Genomic DNA, 17,506 nt, shown 5'->3' on the forward strand with positions numbered 1-17,506 from the left:
CGTGCGACGGTCACAGTTTCTGGATATCCAGGTTGGCAATTGCCGTCTTCGCCACCTCACGCCCGCGGTCGAGGAAGTCGCCCTTGCCCGGGTAGTCGATCCAGAGCTGGTACATGTTGCCCGACCTGGCCTTGTAGTAGAAGACCTTCGCCTCGCGCGGCTTGGGGGCGTCGGAGTCCGAGTCATCCGTGTAGGTGATGGTGTTCTCGGCGGACTCGCGGTCGTTGTACGTGGTCTTGGCAGTCCTGCTGTGGGGAGCGGGCTTGTCCGCCATCTTCGAGTTGTCGCCCTTGTTGATCTCGTCGGAGTCCTTGTAGGCCTGCGCGGACGCGGAGCTCGCGATCGCGTTCAGGCTGTCCTCGGACTGCTTCGTGAGAGAGAGCGTGATCGAGACCGCGTAGCTCGGATCCCGGAAGGAGACCCAGTGATCGGTCTTGGTGATGCTGTTGTCCGCCTGGAACCGCACATACTCCGGCGGCGCCGCGAACGTCGCCGCGAGCGTCTTCTCCTGATGGTCCTGCCACCCGTCCGGCAGCGGCCCCGCGAACGGATCCGCGATCACCAGGTACGCCACCACCGCCGCCGCGACAACCGCCGCGCCGACGCCGAGCAGCGCCTTGCGGCTGAGGCTGACGCCCTTGCCGCCGGGGCCCGCGAGCTGGACGACCTGGGTGGGCGGCTGCTCCGGCGGGTTGGCCGCGCGCTCCAGGAGGTCCCGCACACGCGCCGCGTTCGGGCGCCGGGCCGGGTCCTTGGCGAGCAGGCCGTTGATGGCCTCGGCGAGCGGGCCCCAGGCCGCGGCGGGCGCCGCCGGGGTCGCGTTGATCACGGACTGGAGCGTCGCCGGCGTGTTGTTGCGGCGGAACGGCGACACACCCTCCGTCGCCGCGTACAGGACGACGCCGAGGGACCACAGGTCGGAGGCGGGGCCCGGGCGCTGCCCGAGGACGCGCTCCGGGGCGATGAACTCGGGCGAACCGACGAAGCCGCCGGTGTCCGTCAGATTGGTCTCGCCCTCGATCTGGGCGATGCCGAAGTCGGTGAGGACCACACGGTCGTGGCGGCCCAGCATCACGTTGTCGGGCTTCACGTCGCGGTGCAGGACGCCCGCGGCGTGCGCGGCCTCAAGGGCACCGAGCACTTCGAGGCCGATCCTGGCAGCGTCGCGGGCACCGAGCGTGCCCTCCTGGAGCGCGTCTCCGAGCGTGCGCCCCTGCACGAACTCCATGACGATCCACGGCTGTCCGTCCTCGACGGCTACATCGTGGACGTTGACCACGGCCGGATGGTCGAGCCGGGCCGCCGCACGCGCCTCGCGCCGCATCCGCTCGAAGACGGTGGTCCGCTCACGCTCCGGCAGATGGTCGGGGACGCGCGGCTCCTTGACCGCCACCTCACGGTCCACCGTCTCGTCCTTGGCCCGCCACACGGTGCCCATACCGCCGTGCCCGAGCTTGCTCAGGAGCCGGTAGCGCCCGCCGATGAGGCGCCCCGCGCCCGGCTCGGACTCCGCACTCTGCCGCGGCGGCACGACCTGGGTGGGCGGCGGCTGATGCAAGGGCTGCGGCTGGGGATACGCGGTGGGGGGCTGCTGCGGCGCCGGGGGCTCCTGGGCGTACGGGTTCCCCTGCCGAGGCGTGTGCGGCTGCTGCGGCGGCCGGAGTCCGAAGCTCGTCGGATCGTTCGGGCCGTAGGCGGGTCCCCCGTCGTTACTCATGCCCCCATGCCTACCGTGCGGGACGCCTTCGGATCCACTCCGGTCACGCAGTTGTGACCGCCCCGATGCCTCAGCCGCCCCCGGACGGCACGAAGGTGGCGACCGCCGTGTCGAAGTACCGCTTGGCCTCCGTGATCCGCCCGACCGGCGCCGACACCCACACGTCGTACATCCGTCCGCCCTGCTCCCAGCACAGGTCGTACGTGTGCCTCGCGCCCTCCGCCGTGCTGAAGCCGTTCCACGTGAACCGCCAGAGCGCGGCGGGCCGGCCGCCGTGGGTGGTGTCGGTGACGGAACCGTCGCGGTAGCCCGGGTTGTTGGCGGGCCCCTTCGCGTCGGAGCGGCGCTGCACCGCGCCGGGTCCGCCCGGGTCGGGGGCGGCCACCTTGATGCCGATCCTGAACGTGTCGCCCGGCGACACGTAGAAGATCCGGGGTCCGTCGGGCTTGCGGCTGAAGTCGTCCGGCACGGCCAGGGAGAACCCCTCCGGGTCGACGGCCGTGCGGTAGCCGGCGGGGGACGCGGGACGCGTGCCGGTCTGCTGCTCCGTGACCGTGACCGTCGGGCGGGGCTCCGGGGCCGAGTCCGAGGGGGACGCCGTGCCGCCCGTGGGGCCCGGCGCGGACGCCGTGGGGCGGTGGGTGCCGCCGCCGTCGCCGCCGTTCACGAGGAGCGCGGCCGCGGAGACGCCGGCCCCGGCCATCGCCGCGACGAGCGCGGCGGCCGCGAGAACGGCGCGGGGTGAACGCTTCTGCGTGGGCGCCGGAGCGGGCGACGTGGGGGTGTTCCGGGCAGTGGGCGTGTAACCGGCCACGGCCCGCGGCGTCGTACCCGTGGCGACGTACGCGCGAAGGAGCCGGTCGGCCTCGTCCAGGCCGAGCCTGAGCGCCGGATCGCGCTCAAGCAGTCCCCGTACGACGGGCAGGAGCGGCTCGGCCTCGGCGGGCGGATTGATCTCGCCGACCACCACGGCGTGCATGATCCCGCCCAGCGAGTCGCGCCGGAACGGTGATTCGCCCGTCAGGGCGGCGCACAGCATCGCGCCGAGCGACCACAGGTCCGACTCGGGCCCGGTCCGCTCCCCCGCCATGCGCTCAGGCGCCGTGTACTCGGGCGAGCCGACGAAGGAACCCGTCTCCGTGAGCGTCGTCGCGCCGCTGACCTGCGCGATCCCGAAGTCCGTGAGCACGACGCGCTCACTGCCCGCCTCGACGAGCACGTTCGCCGGCTTCAGATCCCGGTGCAGCACCCCCGCCGCGTGCGCGACCCGCAGCGCGCCGAGCAGCGCGATCCCGATCCGGGCCGCCTCCCGCGCGTCGACGGGCCCGGTCCGCGAGAGCCGGTCGGCGAGCGAGCCGCCCTCGATCAACTCCATGACGATGTACGGGCGTTCGCCGTGCTCCACGACGTCGTGGACGACGATGACGTTCGGGTGGCTGAGCTGGGCGACCGCGCGGGCCTCGCGCAGGGTGCGGTCCTTCTGGCGGCGGGCCTCGTCGACGGAGAGCGTCTCGTCGAGCACGAGTTCCTTGACCGCGACGCGCCGTCCGAGCAGCTGGTCGGAGGCGCGCCACACGACGCCCATTCCGCCCCGGCCGATGCGCGCCTCCAGTCGGTAACGCCCGGCGATCACACGGACGTTGTCCTCCCCCTCGGTCCCCATGCGTTCCATCATGCCGCACGGAACGGGCCCCGGAGGGGCGTGCTCCGGGCCGTCAAGCGATCAACGAAACCGCAGGCGGCCGCCCGCACACCACGGATGCCTACGGTTCCCAGCTCCGCAGGATCGCGTCGAACTGCTGCCGCGCCTCGTCCCAGTCGGCCGACGGCACGGACAGATAGATGGCGTACTCGGTGCCGTCGTTCTCGACGTACGTCTGCTCGATGGCGTGCCGCGGGCCCGACGTCGTGTCCTTGTTGCCCGCGGTCCAGGTGAATTCCCACAGGGATCCCGAGCGGTCGCGGAAGGTGTTGGGCTGCAGGTTGACCTGCTGGTAGTCGGGCAGCCCGGGCGGCTTCGTGACCTGCCGCTCCAGGTCCAGCTGGTGGTGGTACGAGTCGGGCCACTCGGGGGACTTGTCGACCGCGATCCGCACGAAGTGGGCGCCGCCGTCCGGCGTGTAGTCGATCTGAGAGCCGTCCGCCTGCCGCTTCCAGCCCTTCGGCAGCATGAGGCTGAACCCCTCGACGTCGTTCTGACGGACCCAGTTGTCGGGGATGCTCCCGGCCTTGTGCTGATCGCTGCCGGAACCCGACGAGGCACCCCCGGCCTTGTCCTCGCCGGAGTTCGTGTTCGACGAGGTCCGGTGACTCAGGTAGTGGTTCGCGGCGAACATCCCGCCGCCGCCGACGAGCGCGGCCGCCAGCGCCACGGCGACGACACGTGGCCACTTGCGGCGACCGGCCGCGGGGACCGCCGGCATGGCGGCGTGATGCACGCCTATCGCGGTCGACTTCTCCGGGGGCGTCGGCGGCGCCGCGACATGCACCTGCGTGGGCACGTAGGCCTGCGCCGCGCTGGACCGCCGCCCCTCGGCGGCCTCCGCGAGCATCGCCTCGGCCTCGTCGGCGGACGGACGCGCCGCCGGGTCCTTGCGCAGCAGTGCCTGAATGACGGGTGCGAGGGCGTCCGCGTGCAGGAGTTCGCCCGGCTCGTCCTCGACGACGGCCTGCATCGTGCTGATCGGCGACGTGCGCCGGAACGGGGACTTCCCCTCGACGGCCGTGAACAGCGTGGCGCCCAGCGCCCACAGGTCGGACGCGGGTCCGGGCGCCGCGCCGCTGACCCGCTCGGGCGCCAGATAGTCGACCGAGCCGACTATCTCGCCGGTCCGCGTGATCGTCGAGTCGCCCTCGACCTGGGCGATCCCGAAGTCCGTGAGCAGCACCCGTCCGTCGCGGGCGAGCAGGACGTTGCCCGGCTTCACGTCGCGGTGCAGCACCCCGGCCGCGTGCGCGGCGCGCAGCGCCCGCAGCGTCCACAGGCCGATGCGGGCGGCCTCGCGCGGCAGGATACGGCCCGACTCCTTCACCGCGTCCGCGAGCGAGGGACCGTCGACGAGTTCCATCACGATCCACGGCCGGTCGTCGTGCTCCAGCACGTCGTGGACGGTGACGACCGCCGGGTGGTTGATCCGCGCGGCGGCCCGCGCCTCCGTCTGTGTCCGCGCGAGCAGTACGGCGCGGTCGGCCTCCTGCACGTACTGGGCCGCAGTCAGTTCCTTTACGGCCACGGCACGGTGCAGTACTTCGTCGTGCGCGCGCCACACCCGGCCCATGCCGCCGCGCCCGATCGAATCACCGAGTCGATAGCGGCCCGCGAGGAGCAGGCCCTGCATCTGATTCACGTTCCCCCGCAGGCGCATTGGTCGTGCCAAGGCCGCTCATGGCCTTGACAGAGCCACATTAGGGAGCGGCCCAGGCACAGGGAACCGGCGGGGGTGCACGGAGACCGCACTGTGACGCTTGTCGCCCATCGGGACGGTAGCCGACAGGCCATCAACTTGGTGCATTCAGTACGCCAGTACGACGTCTGGCGTTGTATCAGTTCGTGCTCCGATACGTCAGCCCGTGCTCTGATACGTCGCCGAGGCCTGCTCGTACAGGCGCGTCACCTCGTCGCGCTCGGCCTCGGGGCCCCGCAGCTGGACCACGTGGTAGCGGCCGCCCACGATCATCGCGAGGTTGCGTACGTACGTCTCGCGGCCCGCCGAGTTCTGCCAGGTGAACTGGCCCTCGGCCATGGCCCGCCCGCCCACGTCGATCCGGCGCATCCCGCTGGACGTCGCCCACGTCGAGTCGCGGAACGGCTGCAACTCGCGTTCCTTCTCCCGCTGATACGCCATCGGATCGCTGCCGTACGCGGACGTGCTGTCGCGGCCCGGGACGACGACGAGCTCGAAGTCGCCGTGCGTGTAGAGGACCTGCCCCTGTCCGTTCCTGCCCTGCCGGTTCCAGCCCTTGGCGACGGCGACGCGGAACCCTTCGGGGTCCTTGCGCAGGGTGAAGCCCTGCGCGACCTCGGGTTCGGACGAGTCGGTCTGCGGATCGGTGGCGGACGGGGTCGACGAGCTCTTGCCGCCGTTCTTCCCCTGGCCCTCGGCGGATTCACCCGTCGAAGGCGCCGGCGTGGACCTGCCGCCCTCGGGCGCGGGCCCGCCCCCGCCGATGGCGCCCGCATGGTCAGTCGCACCGTCGCCCGGCGTGCCGCCGCTCGGCTCGGCCTTCGGCATGAAGACCACGGCGTACGCGACCGCGGCGGCCAGGCCGAGCAGTACGAGAACGAGCAGGGTGCGGCCGAGCGAACGGGGCTTCCTGGGCTGCCGGTCCGACTGGATGCGACGCTGCGGCGAGCCCCGCTCCGGCCGTGTGCGAGACTCCGCCCGCATGCGGCTCTCCGCCAGCTGCGGTTGCGCCTTGGCCCGCTTGTGCCGCGCGTGCCCGGCCCCGGCCCCGGCCTGGCCGGCGGAGCGCCGGCGGCGTCTGCGCACGAGCTCGCCCCGGCGCCGTACGACCGGCAGCCGCGTGGCGTCGAAGGGGGGCGCGGCCACGACGTTCGTGCCCGCCTCCGGCTCCGGCGCGGACCGCACCAGCGACCTGAGCCACCCCCGCAACTCCTCGAAGTCGAGCCGCTCCGTGGGGTCCTGACGCAGCAGCGACTCGACTACGGGCCGCAGGGGCCCGCACTCCTCGGCGAACGCGGGCGGCTCGGCGCACACCATCTGCACCAGCTCGCCGGTGTTCTCCTCCGGGTACGGGGCATGCCCCTGGACCGCGCGGAACAGGAGGGCGCCGAGGGCCCACAGGTCGGTGGCCGGGCCGATCGGGGCGGCCAGCTGCCAGTTCTCGTGGACGGGCCCCGCCTGCTCGGGCGCCCAGCGCTCGGTGACGGGCCCGACGACGGTCATCCTCGCCTGCCGCGCGCGGTCGGCGGCGAGAGCGGTGGTGGGCCCGCGACCGGCCGCCGGGGCCGCCTGCTGCTGCGCGGGGATGAGCTGGTCCCCACGCGTGGACCCGGGCGCTCCGGGCGCGGGGCCGGGAGTCTCGGGGGTGGGAGCGCCCGGCTCGGGCTGCTCCCTGCGGGGCCGCGGGGTCGCCCCGTGCCAGGGACGCCCGGCGGAGCCGCGTACGCCGTAGGGGTCGTCGATCCGGCCGGGCTCCGCGCCGCCGCTGCGCGCACCGCCGCCCTTCGCACCGGTGCCGGACTCGCCCCCGTGCTCCGCGCCCGGCCCGCGCTGCGGCGGCCCCGGCGTCCCGTCCGTGTCCACACCCCCGCGCGCGGCGGCCCGCGCACCCGCCCGGTACGCGGCTATCGCCCCCGCGCGCGCGGCCCGCGGGTCGCTCCCGGCCTCAAGAGCGGCGGGCCGGGACGGCGCGGGAGCAAGAGCAGCGGGAGGCGTGTAGGGGGACGCGGGCGCTGAAGGCTGGGGGGCCGGGGGTGCCGCGGCAGCGGGAGGCGCCGGCGTCGGGTCATAGCCGCACAGCGCCTCCTCCGCCGCACCGGCGGCGAGTCCGGTCAGCACGATCCGGCCGTCGTCGCACACGAGGACCGTACGGGCGGTGATGTTCCGGTGGACCCAGCCGTGGGCGTGCAGCGCGCGCAGCGCGGTGAGGACGTCGGACGCGACCTCGGCCGCCCGGTACGGGGACAGCGGCTCCTCGGCGAGCAGCGCGGCGAGCGGGCGCGCGGAGACGACCTCGCTGACGATCCACAGCGAACCGCCCTCGGCGAACACGTCGAAGACCTGGTCGAGCCTTGGGTGGTCGGGTATCTGGGCGGCGGCCTGCGCGGCCTCGACGGCGCGGCGCACCGCGGGATCCGTCGGCCTCCGCGTGGTCCGCGCCGCGTCCCCCCGCTCGCGCCGGCCACACGACTCACGCGGTACGAACCCGTCCGGGAGCCCTTCGGCGTCGAGCACCTCGGCCTCGACGACTTCGGGTAACGGCACCTGCCTGACCAGGACCTCCTGGCCGCTGTAGGTGTCGAACGCCCGCGTCTGGGCGAACTCGTACGCGTCGGCCGGCGACAGCGGCAGGCGGTAGCGGTCGGCGAGCACTCGGCCGGCATAGTCCTCCACGACGCGTCCCCCTGTCCGCCCGGTGGTCAATTCCGTTCGTTTTGCGCCCTGTTGTGCGCAGTGATGCGTCCCGATACGGCTGCGCACGGTCCGCAAGCACTCACGATACGTGCCGGACTGCTTTCAGGCTCAGGACTTCGGCTTGAACGTCTTGGTGAACGTCTGCCAGGCGGCCTTGCGCTGCGCACCGTCCCAGTCGGCGGCCTTGGCCGTGTACATCAGGCCGTACCCGAGACCGCCGTTGACCACGAAACCGCGGTCTATCGAGCGGTACTTGGTGCCCCCGTCGACGTACGTGAACTCCCAGTCCGCCGTGTTCCAGCCGCGGAAGTCGACGGCCGCGATGCGTATCCGGTCGTACTGGGAGCGGCGCATGTACTGCTCCTGGTTGCGCCAGTCCTGGACCGGGTTCGACTTGGGCGTCGTCGTCCAGCCGACGAGCAGCTTCTGCCCGTCGGGACCCGTGAAGCGGGCCCCCGCCGCGCTCGTCGAGCTGTACTTCCAGCCCTTCGGGAGGCCGATGGAGAAGCCCTGGTCGTGCTTGTACGTCGAGGCCGCGCCGCTGCCGCCCGGGACCCCGCTGCCGCCGCTGGTGCTGCTGCCGGGCGACGCACCCTGGCCGGCATCGCTGTCCTTGCCGCCGCCCTTGCCGGTGTCCGAGCCGGAGCCCTGGCCCTTGTCGGAGCCCTTGCCGCCGCCCTGAGCCGCGTCGTCGCCGCTGCCGGACCCGCTGCCCTTGTCCTTGCTACCGCTACCGCTGCCTCCGCCACCGCCTCCGCTCGCTCCCGCGGAGACGGACTTGTCGCCGCCCTTGGCGGAACCGCCGTCGTCGCCACCGCTGAACGCGATGCCGATGACGGTGCCGATCACGGCGAGCGCGACGAGCACCGCGACGATCACGAGGGTGCGCCGCGGGACCACGTCCGTGAGCGAGGCCCTGGTCGCCGGCGTACGCGGCGGCCCGGCGGGCTGCGCCGGAACACCCGAACCGCCCTGCCCGACCGCGGGATGGGCGGAGACCTCCGCCGTACCGCCGGACGCGGCCCCGCCACTCCTGCCGGCCGCACCGGCCGCACCGGTCGCCGTCGCAGCGGTGGCCGCGGCAGCGGCTTTCCGCACCGACCGCAGCGCACCGCGCAGCTTCTCGGCGGCTTCCTCACCCCTCTTGCCCGCGCCGGTGCCGTCACCGGCGTCCTCGGGGCTCACGGAGGCAGCCGAAGACCCGGAGCTCGCAGCAGCCCCCGCCGGACTTCCCTTGCCGAAGCGCACCTTGGGCGTCTTGGGCGCCTTGGGCGTCTGCTCGGGAAGGGGCGGCAGCGGCACGACCTTGGTCGCGTCGACCGGCTCGGGTTCCTCGTCCTTGGGCTCGGGAGCGTGCAGGACGTCGTTGAGGAGGGCTCGCGCCCCGGCGTCGTCGAGCCGCTGCTCCGGGTCCTTGGCGAGCAGCCCGTAGATGACCTTCTCCAGTGGCCCCGCGTTCTTGGGCGGGTCGACCGGCTCGGTCATGACGGCCGTCAGGGTCGCGATGGCGGACCCCTTGTCGTACGGAGGAACGCCCTCCACCGACGCGTACAGCAGTCCGCCGAGCGACCACAGGTCGGCGGCGGGGCCGGGCTTGTGCCCGCGCGCCCGCTCCGGCGAGATGTACGAGGGTGCGCCGACGAGCATGCCCGTGGACGTGATCGAGGGGTCGCCCTCGACCTGGGCGATGCCGAAGTCCGTGAGGACGACGCGCCCGTCCTCGGCGATCAGCACGTTCGACGGCTTCACGTCGCGGTGCAGGATGCCCTCGCGGTGCGCAGCGCGCAGCACGTCGAGAATCGCGAGCCCCACCTCGGCGGCACGCCGCGGCTCCAGCAGGCCGTCCTCCCGGATCTGCTCCGCGAGGGACTTGCCCTCGACGAGTTCCATCACGATCCACGGCCGGTCGTCCTCGTCGACCACGTCGTAGACCGTCACCGCGCTGTTGTTCCGGATCCGCGCGATCGCCTTCGCCTCACGCAACGTTCGCGTGATCAGGCGCCGCTTCTCCTCGTCGTCGATGCTCGACGGGAACCGCAGTTCCTTGACGGCGACCGTCCGGCCGAGCGTCTCGTCCTTCGCCCGCCACACGGTGCCCATGCCGCCGCGGCCGAGGACTTCTCCCAGCCGGTAGCGCCCGGCGAGGAGACGTGCACTCTTGTCCTGACGAGCTGTGCCCGCCTGCTCCGCCTCCGACATGCGTCCCCTCTGCAACCCGCCCTGACAGAGCCTTCATTGTCCCTTACCCGGGGACCACTCCACGCCCAGGGTCGGCCGTCGCTCATGATGGACCGCACACAGGGAGGGACCGTCATGCCCGTACTTCGGACACTGCTGGCGATACCCCTGGCAGCGGCCCTCTTCTGTATGTTTCCGGGCAGTTCCACGTCACTCGCGGCCCCGGCCACGGACGCCACTCTTCCGTTGCTGGTCACAGAGGGCAAGGCCCCCGCCGCGGCGCTGCTCGCCCGCGAGGGCGGGACGACGCGCTTCGTACGCACCGGCCCCACGATCCGCCGCACCGACCACTTCCGGGCCGGGAGCATCACGAAGTCGTTCATCGCGGCGGTCGTGCTGCAACTCGCCGCCGAACACCGCCTGCGCCTCTCGGACACGGTGGACGACCACCTCCCCGGCCTACTGCGTGACCACTCCGTCTCCCTCCGCTCGCTTCTCACCCACACCAGTGGCCTGCCCGACTTCACGGCGCGCACGCACGGCACGATCCCGGTATCCCCCAAAACGGCCGTACAACTGGCCGAGGCCGACCCGCCGAGCCCTCGCGACCACTGGTCGTACTCGAACACCAACTACGTCGTACTGGGCATGGTCATAGGCCAGGTCACGGGCCACTCGTACGCGACCGAGGCCCTCCACCGCATCATCGAACCGCTCCACCTCACCGGCACGTCGTTCCCCGGCACCCGCACCACACTGCCCACGCCACACGGCCGCGCGTACGACGCGACAGGCGACGACGTAACCACTCTGAACCCCCGCGTGGCCGGCGCCGCAGGCGAACTGATCTCCACCCTCACCGACCTGAACCGCTTCTACACGGCCCTCCTGAAGGGCCGCCTCCTCCCCCCGAGCCAACTCCGCACGATGCTCAACACCCGCACCGCACAAGGCCGCTACGGCATGGGCCTCTACCCCACGAAGCTCCCCTGCGGAACGACGATATGGGGCCACAACGGCCGAATCGAAGGCAGCTACGTCCGCACGGCGGCAACGAGAACGGCGTCAAGAGTCATCACGTTCCGCACCAACACGGACACCGCGAAGAACACCCCCGAACTGGAACGCCACCTACTGACAGCAGAGTTCTGTCAGCCATTCAGCCGATCCGACACCTGAGGACCGGCGCACCCTTCACCCTGCCGGAGCCTGAGGACGAGCGCGCCCTCCCAGCCCGTCCGGCGTTTGAGGACGAGCCCGCAGGGCGAAAGGGGGGCCTGGGGGCACAGCCCCCAGCGCAACCCCGGCGCACCCCGTCACAGCGGCACAATATCCGGCGCCCCCAGTCGCGCCGCATCGGCCGAGAGGTCATCCGGTTGACGCTGGGACTCCCGCTCGGCCTGCACCCGCTTCTCGTAGTGCTCCACCTCCCGCTCGATCTGGTCCTTGTCCCAGCCGAGCACCGGGGCCATCAGCTCCGCCGCCTCACGCGCACACCGCGTCCCCCGGTCGAACGTCTCGATCGAGATCCGCGTGCGCCGCGTCAGCACATCGTCGAGATGCCGCGCCCCTTCGTGCGAGGCGGCGTACACGATTTCGGCCCGCAGATAGTCGTCGGCGCCGGTGAGGGGCGCGCCGAGCCCGGGGTCGGCGGCCACCAGGTCGAGCACCTCCTCCGCCAACGACCCGTACCGGTTGAGCAGATGCTCCACCCGCACCACATGGAGCCCGGTCCGCGCGGCGATCCTCGCCCGCGCGTTCCACAGCGCGTGGTAGCCCTCGGCCCCGATCAGCGGAATGTCCTCGGTGACGCAGTCGGCGACCCGCTGGTCGAGCCCGTGCACCGCCTCGTCGACGGCGTCCTTGGCCATGACCCGGTACGTCGTGTACTTGCCGCCCGCCACGACGACGAGCCCCGGCACCGGGTGCGCCACCGTGTGCTCGCGCGAGAGCTTGCTCGTGGCGTCGGACTCACCGGCGAGCAGGGGCCGCAGGCCCGCGTAGACCCCCTGGACGTCGTCGCGCGTGAGGGGCACCGCGAGCACCGAGTTCACGTGCTCGAGCAGATAGTCGATGTCGGCGCTGGAGGCCGCGGGGTGCGCCTTGTCGAGGTCCCATTCCGTGTCCGTGGTGCCCACGATCCAGTGGCGCCCCCACGGGATCACGAACAAGACGCTCTTCTCGGTGCGCAGGATGAGCCCGGTCGTCGAGTTGATCCGGTCCTTGGGCACGACGAGGTGGATGCCCTTGGACGCGCGTACGTGGAACTGGCCCCGCTCGCCCACCATTGCCTGGGTGTCGTCCGTCCACACGCCCGTCGCGTTCACGATCTGGCGGGCGCGGATCTCGTACTCCCCGCCGCCCTCGACATCCTCGACGCGGGCACCGACGACGCGCTCGCCCTCCCGCAGAAACCCGGTCACACGCGCCCTGTTGGCGACCTTCGCCCCGTACATCGCGGCCGTGCGCACCAGCGTCGCCACATACCGCGCGTCGTCCATCTGCGCGTCGTAGTACTGCAAGGCGCCGACGAGCGCGTCCTTCTTGAGCGCGGGCGCGACCCGCAGTGCTTGACGCCGGCTCAGATGGCGGTGCATGGGCAGCCCGCGCCCATGCCCGCGCGCCATCGACATCGCGTCGTACAGGGCGACGCCCGAGCCCGCGTACAGCCGCTCCCAGCCCTTGTGCTGGAGGGGATACAGGAACGGCACCGGCTTCACGAGGTGCGGGGCGAGCCGCTCCAGGAGCAGCCCGCGCTCCTTCAGCGCCTCGCGCACGAGTGCGAAGTCGAGCATCTCGAGATACCGGAGCCCGCCGTGGATCAGCTTGCTCGACCGGCTCGATGTGCCGGAGGCCCAGTCCCGCGCCTCGACCAGGCCGGTGGACAGACCCCGGGTCGCGGCGTCGAGCGCGGTGCCCGCGCCGACCACCCCCGCGCCCACGACCAGGATGTCCAGCTCCCGCTCGGCCATTCCCGCGAGCGCCTCGGCACGCTCCGCCGGTCCCAGTGTCGCTGTCCTCACTGCTACCTCCCGCTGTCGGTCAGTCGGCGTCGGTCCAGTCGGTCCCACCGGTGTCACCTGTCTGATGCGCCCCGGCTCTCATCACCCATGCACCGATTCTGACCGCCGTGCCCGACTTCAGCCACCACTCACCCGCAGCCTGTGGACAACACTCCCGGATTCCCGGCCGGGCAATACCGCATAACGGTCATATTTACTCCTAGTGTGACATTGCGCTCGTCCATCCTGTCCACAGGGCTTGCGCTCTCCTCCCGCTCCGGCTATTGGGAAGGACGGCCCACCGCCATGCCCGCAGATCTCGCCGTCATCGGACTCGGTCACCTCGGCCTGCCCCTCGCCCAGGCCGCCGTCGCCACCGGCATCGCAACCATCGGCTACGACCCCGTACGCGCCACCGACCTCGCGGCCGGCCGGCTCCCCGGCGACGGCGCCGAGGGAACCCTGACCGCCGCCGACATCCGCCGGATGCTCTCGGGGGGCTTCCGGCCGACCGGCGACCCCGTCGAACTCGGCCGCGTCCGCACCGCCGTCATCTGCGCCCCCGCCCCCCTCGGCGCGGACCGCTCCCTCGACCTCACGCAGCTCACCGACGCCACGCGCGCCCTCGCCGCCCGTCTGCGCCCCCACACCACGGTGATCATCGAGACCCCGGTCGCCCCCGGCACCACCGAAGGCGTCCTGCGCCCCCTCCTGGAGGACGGTTCGGGGCTGCGGGCCGGCCGCGACTTCCACCTCGCCTACTCACCGGGCCGCCTCGACCCCGGCAGCCGCACGCACGCGTACGCCACGACCCCCAAGGTGATCGGCGGCCTCACCCCCGCCTGCACCGAGTCCGCCGCCGCCTTCTACGGCCGCCTGTCCGACAAGGTGGTTCGCGCGCGTGGACCCCGCGAGGCCGAGACCGTCCAGCTCCTGGAGACCAACTACCGCCACGTCAACATCGCCCTGGTCAACGAGATGGCCGTCCTCTGCCACGACCTGGGCGTCGACCTGTGGGACGTCATCCGCTGCGCCGAGACCAAGCCGTTCGGCTTCCAGGCGTTCCGTCCCGGCCCCGGCGTAGGCGGCCACGGCGTCCCCCAGGACCTCTCACGCCCGCCCCTCCCGGTCCGCCCCCTGCGCATGGTGGAACTGGCCCAGCAGGTCAACCACCACATGCCCCAGTACGTGATCCAGCGCGCCGCCACCCTCCTCAACGAACACGGCAAGTCCGCCCGCGGCGCCCGCGTCCTGCTCCTCGGCATCACGTACAAACCCGACGTCGCCGATCTGGAGGGCACCCCCGCCCAGGAGATCGCCACGAGGCTGATGCAGCTGGGCGCGGCGGTCAGCTACCACGACCCGCACATCCCGTCGTGGAACGTCCTCGGCCACCCCGTCCCCCGTGCGGACTCCCTCTACGAGGCCGCCGCGGACGCCGACCTGACGATCCTGCTCCAGCAGCACCGCACGTACGACCTCCAGGGCCTGTCCGTGAAGGCCCAGCTCCTCCTGGACACCAGGGGCGCCACCCCGACGGGCGCGGCCCACCGCCTGTGAAGCCCTCTCCGTAGATCCGTAGACCTGTAAAGGCCCTCCACGTGGAGCTGTAATGGCCCTCTACGTAGAAGGGGCCCGCACCGAAACGGTGCGGGCCCCTTCTGCGTAGTACTGCGTCAGCGGCGGTGCTGCGAGTCCGCCACCGTGACCTCGACCCGCTGGAACTCCTTGAGTTCGCTGTAGCCGGTCGTCGCCATGGCGCGCTTGAGGGCGCCGAAGAAGTTCATCGAACCGTCCGGGGTGTGCGAAGGCCCGGTGAGGACCTCCTCCGTCGTACCGACGGTCCCGAGGTCGACCTTCTTGCCGCGCGGCACGTCCTCGTGGACGGCCTCCATGCCCCAGTGGTGGCCGCGGCCGGGCGCGTCCGTGGCGCGCGCCAGCGGGGAGCCCATCATCACGGCGTCGGCGCCGCAGGCGATGGCCTTCGGCAGGTCGCCGGACCAGCCCACGCCACCGTCGGCGATCACGTGCACGTAGCGGCCGCCGGACTCGTCCATGTAGTCGCGGCGGGCGGCGGCCACATCGGCCACGGCGGTCGCCATCGGCACCTGGATGCCCAGGACGTTGCGCGTGGTGTGCGCGGCGCCGCCGCCGAAGCCGACGAGCACGCCGGCCGCGCCGGTGCGCATCAGGTGCAGTGCGGCGGTGTACGTGGCGCAGCCGCCCACGATGACCGGCACGTCCAGCTCGTAGATGAACTGCTTCAGGTTCAGCGGCTCGGCGGCACCGGAGACGTGCTCGGCGGACACGGTGGTCCCCCGGATCACGAAGATGTCGACGCCCGCGTCCACGACGGCCTTGGAGAACTGGGCGGTGCGCTGCGGCGACAGCGCGGCAGCAGTAACGACACCGGAGTCGCGCACCTCCTTGATGCGCTGCCCGATCAGCTCCTCCTTGATGGGAGCCTCGTAGATCTCCTGGAGACGGCGTGTGGCGCTCTCCGTGTCCAGCTCGCCGATCTCGTCGAGCAGCGGCTGCGGGTCCTCGTAGCGGGTCCACAGGCCCTCGAGGTTCAGCACGCCGAGGCCGCCGAGCTCCCCGATCCGGATGGCGGTGGCCGGCGAGACGACCGAGTCCATGGGAGCCGCCAGGAACGGCAGCTCAAAACGGTAGGCGTCGATCTGCCAGGCGATCGAGACCTCCTTCGGGTCGCGCGTACGACGGCTCGGTACGACGGCGATGTCGTCGAAGGCGTACGCCCGGCGGCCGCGCTTGCCGCGCCCGATCTCGATCTCAGTCACGTGTGTGGCCTTTCCCTCTGCGTTTCAGCGCCTTCCAGTATCCCCGACATACGCGCCAGGGGCGGCCCCGGGAACCCCGGGGCCGCCCCTGGCCCTGTCTTCGACTGTCTGCGGCTACTTGCTGCGGCTGTAGTTCGGTGCTTCGACCGTCATCTGGATGTCGTGCGGGTGGCTCTCCTTGAGGCCCGCGGACGTGATCCTCACGAAGCGGCCCTTGGTCTCCATCTCGTCGATGGAGGCGGCGCCCACATAGCCCATCGTCTGGCGCAGACCGCCGACGAGCTGGTGCAGCACGTTGGCCAGCGGGCCGCGGTAGGGCACCTGGCCCTCGATGCCCTCGGGCACGAGCTTGTCGTCGGAGGCGACCTCGGCCTGGAAGTAGCGGTCCTTGGAGTACGACCGGCCCTGCCCGCGGGACTGCATCGCCCCGAGGGAGCCCATGCCGCGGTACGACTTGAACTGCTTGCCGTTGATGAACAGCAGCTCGCCCGGAGACTCCTCACAACCCGCGAGGAGGCTTCCCAGCATGACCGTGTCGGCACCTGCGGCGAGCGCCTTGCCGATGTCGCCGGAGTACTGCAGACCGCCGTCACCGATGACCGGGACGCCGGCGGCGCGGGCGGCGAGAGCCGCCTCGTAGATGGCGGTGACCTGCGGGACACCGATACCGGCGACCACGCGCGTGGTGCAGATGGAGCCGGGGCCCACACCGACCTTCACGCCGTCGACACCGGCGTCGATCAGGGCCTGCGCGCCGTCACGCGTCGCGACGTTGCCGCCGATGACGTCGACGCCGACGCTGGACTTGATCTTCGCCATCCAGTTCAGCGCGTTGCTGTTGTGTCCGTGCGACGTGTCGACGATGAGGAAGTCCGCGCCCGCCTCGGCCAGCGCCTGAGCGCGCTCCAGGGCCTCGGGGCTGGCGCCCACCGCGGCACCGACGAGGAGGCGGCCCTCGGCGTCCTTCGCGGCGTGCGGGTACTGCTCGGCCTTCACGAAGTCCTTGACCGTGATGAGGCCCTTGAGGACGCCCGCTTCGTCGACCAGCGGAAGCTTCTCGATCTTGTGGCGGCGCAGCAGCTCCATGGCGTCGACGCCGGAGATGCCGACCTTGCCGGTCACGAGCGGCATCGGCGTCATGACCTCGCGCACCTGCCGGCTGCGGTCGGACTCGAACGCCATGTCGCGGTTGGTGACGATGCCGAGCAGCTTGCCGGCCGGGTCGGTCACCGGGACGCCGCTGATGCGGAACTTCGCACAGAGCGCGTCGGCCTCGGCCAGCGTCGCGTCCGGGTGCACGGTGATCGGGTCGGTCACCATGCCGGACTCGGAACGCTTCACGAGGTCGACCTGGTTGACCTGGTCCTCGATCGACAGGTTGCGGTGCAGCACGCCGACGCCACCCTGCCGCGCCATGGCGATGGCCATGCGGGACTCGGTGACCTTGTCCATCGCCGCCGACAGCAGCGGAATGTTCACGCGCACGTTGCGGGAGATGCGGGACGAGGTGTCGACCGCGTTCGGGAGAACCTCGGACGCGCCCGGCAGCAGCAGCACGTCGTCGTAGGTCAGCCCGAGTGTCGCGAATTTCTCGGGCACTCCGTCGACGTTTGCAGTCATGACACCTTCCCCAAATGGCCTTGATCGGTGCGGATGTCCATGCTAACGGGATCCGGAGGTGTCTCATTCCACGATCAAGATCACCGAGCA

General features: G+C 71.8%; 10 protein-coding genes. 2 read left to right on the forward strand and 8 right to left on the reverse strand.

The features are described 5' to 3' along the window. Positions 1-10: 10 nt before the first annotated feature. The 5 genes from OG758_RS22025 to OG758_RS22045 form a co-directional block, all read right to left on the reverse strand. Positions 11-1,717: a serine/threonine-protein kinase gene (locus OG758_RS22025; RefSeq protein WP_326711582.1), complete on the reverse strand. Its 1,707-nt coding sequence runs from the start codon at positions 1,715-1,717 to the stop codon at positions 11-13. 70 nt (positions 1,718-1,787) lie between these two features. Continuing rightward, positions 1,788-3,380, reverse strand: a complete 1,593-nt coding sequence (locus OG758_RS22030; RefSeq protein ID WP_326711583.1) for a serine/threonine-protein kinase — start codon at positions 3,378-3,380, stop codon at positions 1,788-1,790. Between the two features lie 100 nt (positions 3,381-3,480). Further along, positions 3,481-5,055, reverse strand: coding sequence for a serine/threonine-protein kinase (locus OG758_RS22035; RefSeq protein ID WP_326715997.1), 1,575 nt, complete (start codon positions 5,053-5,055; stop codon positions 3,481-3,483). Positions 5,056-5,280: 225 nt separating this feature from the next. Continuing rightward, positions 5,281-7,794, reverse strand: coding sequence for a protein kinase (locus OG758_RS22040; RefSeq protein WP_326711584.1), 2,514 nt, complete (start codon positions 7,792-7,794; stop codon positions 5,281-5,283). A 129-nt stretch (positions 7,795-7,923) separates the two neighbouring features. Continuing rightward, positions 7,924-10,014, reverse strand: coding sequence for a serine/threonine-protein kinase (locus OG758_RS22045; RefSeq protein WP_326711585.1), 2,091 nt, complete (start codon positions 10,012-10,014; stop codon positions 7,924-7,926). A gap of 114 nt (positions 10,015-10,128) precedes the next feature. Between OG758_RS22045 and OG758_RS22050 the strand changes: the two genes are divergently transcribed. Further along, the gene (locus OG758_RS22050) at positions 10,129-11,172 is read left to right on the forward strand and encodes a serine hydrolase domain-containing protein (RefSeq protein ID WP_326711586.1); all 1,044 of its coding nucleotides are present in this window, start codon (positions 10,129-10,131) and stop codon (positions 11,170-11,172) included. 137 nt (positions 11,173-11,309) lie between these two features. On the opposite strand, the gene OG758_RS22055 is transcribed toward OG758_RS22050, so the two are convergent. Next, positions 11,310-13,016 (reverse strand): glycerol-3-phosphate dehydrogenase/oxidase, encoded by a 1,707-nt coding sequence (locus OG758_RS22055; RefSeq protein ID WP_326711587.1) that lies wholly within the window; start codon positions 13,014-13,016, stop codon positions 11,310-11,312. Between the two features lie 285 nt (positions 13,017-13,301). Between OG758_RS22055 and OG758_RS22060 the strand changes: the two genes are divergently transcribed. Beyond that, positions 13,302-14,555, forward strand: a complete 1,254-nt coding sequence (locus OG758_RS22060) for a nucleotide sugar dehydrogenase (RefSeq protein ID WP_326711588.1) — start codon at positions 13,302-13,304, stop codon at positions 14,553-14,555. A 116-nt stretch (positions 14,556-14,671) separates the two neighbouring features. Here the strand turns inward: OG758_RS22060 and OG758_RS22065 are convergent, their stop codons facing one another. Together OG758_RS22065 and guaB are read right to left on the reverse strand one after the other, a co-directional pair. After that, complete coding sequence (locus OG758_RS22065) at positions 14,672-15,796, reverse strand: GuaB3 family IMP dehydrogenase-related protein (RefSeq protein WP_116510973.1); 1,125 nt, start codon at positions 15,794-15,796, stop codon at positions 14,672-14,674. A 114-nt stretch (positions 15,797-15,910) separates the two neighbouring features. Then, a complete protein-coding gene (gene guaB / locus OG758_RS22070; RefSeq protein ID WP_326711589.1) occupies positions 15,911-17,416 on the reverse strand; it encodes an IMP dehydrogenase in 1,506 nt (501 codons plus the stop codon). Positions 17,417-17,506: the final 90 nt, after the last annotated feature.

This window comes from Streptomyces sp. NBC_01474 (genome assembly GCF_035918215.1).
Classification (GTDB): domain Bacteria; phylum Actinomycetota; class Actinomycetes; order Streptomycetales; family Streptomycetaceae; genus Streptomyces; species Streptomyces aureus.

Bases quoted from the DNA above. Each gene is read 5' to 3' on its own strand.
- OG758_RS22045 (WP_326711585.1), bottom strand. From the start codon at position 10,014: ATGTCGGAGGCGGAGCAGGCGGGCACAGCTCGTCAGGACAAGAGTGCA.
- OG758_RS22035 (WP_326715997.1), bottom strand. From the start codon at position 5,055: ATGCAGGGCCTGCTCCTCGCGGGCCGCTATCGACTCGGTGATTCGATC.
- OG758_RS22060 (WP_326711588.1), top strand. From the start codon at position 13,302: ATGCCCGCAGATCTCGCCGTCATCGGACTCGGTCACCTCGGCCTGCCC.
- OG758_RS22030 (WP_326711583.1), bottom strand. From the start codon at position 3,380: ATGGGGACCGAGGGGGAGGACAACGTCCGTGTGATCGCCGGGCGTTAC.
- OG758_RS22050 (WP_326711586.1), top strand. From the start codon at position 10,129: ATGCCCGTACTTCGGACACTGCTGGCGATACCCCTGGCAGCGGCCCTC.
- guaB (WP_326711589.1), bottom strand. From the start codon at position 17,416: ATGACTGCAAACGTCGACGGAGTGCCCGAGAAATTCGCGACACTCGGG.
- OG758_RS22025 (WP_326711582.1), bottom strand. From the start codon at position 1,717: ATGAGTAACGACGGGGGACCCGCCTACGGCCCGAACGATCCGACGAGC.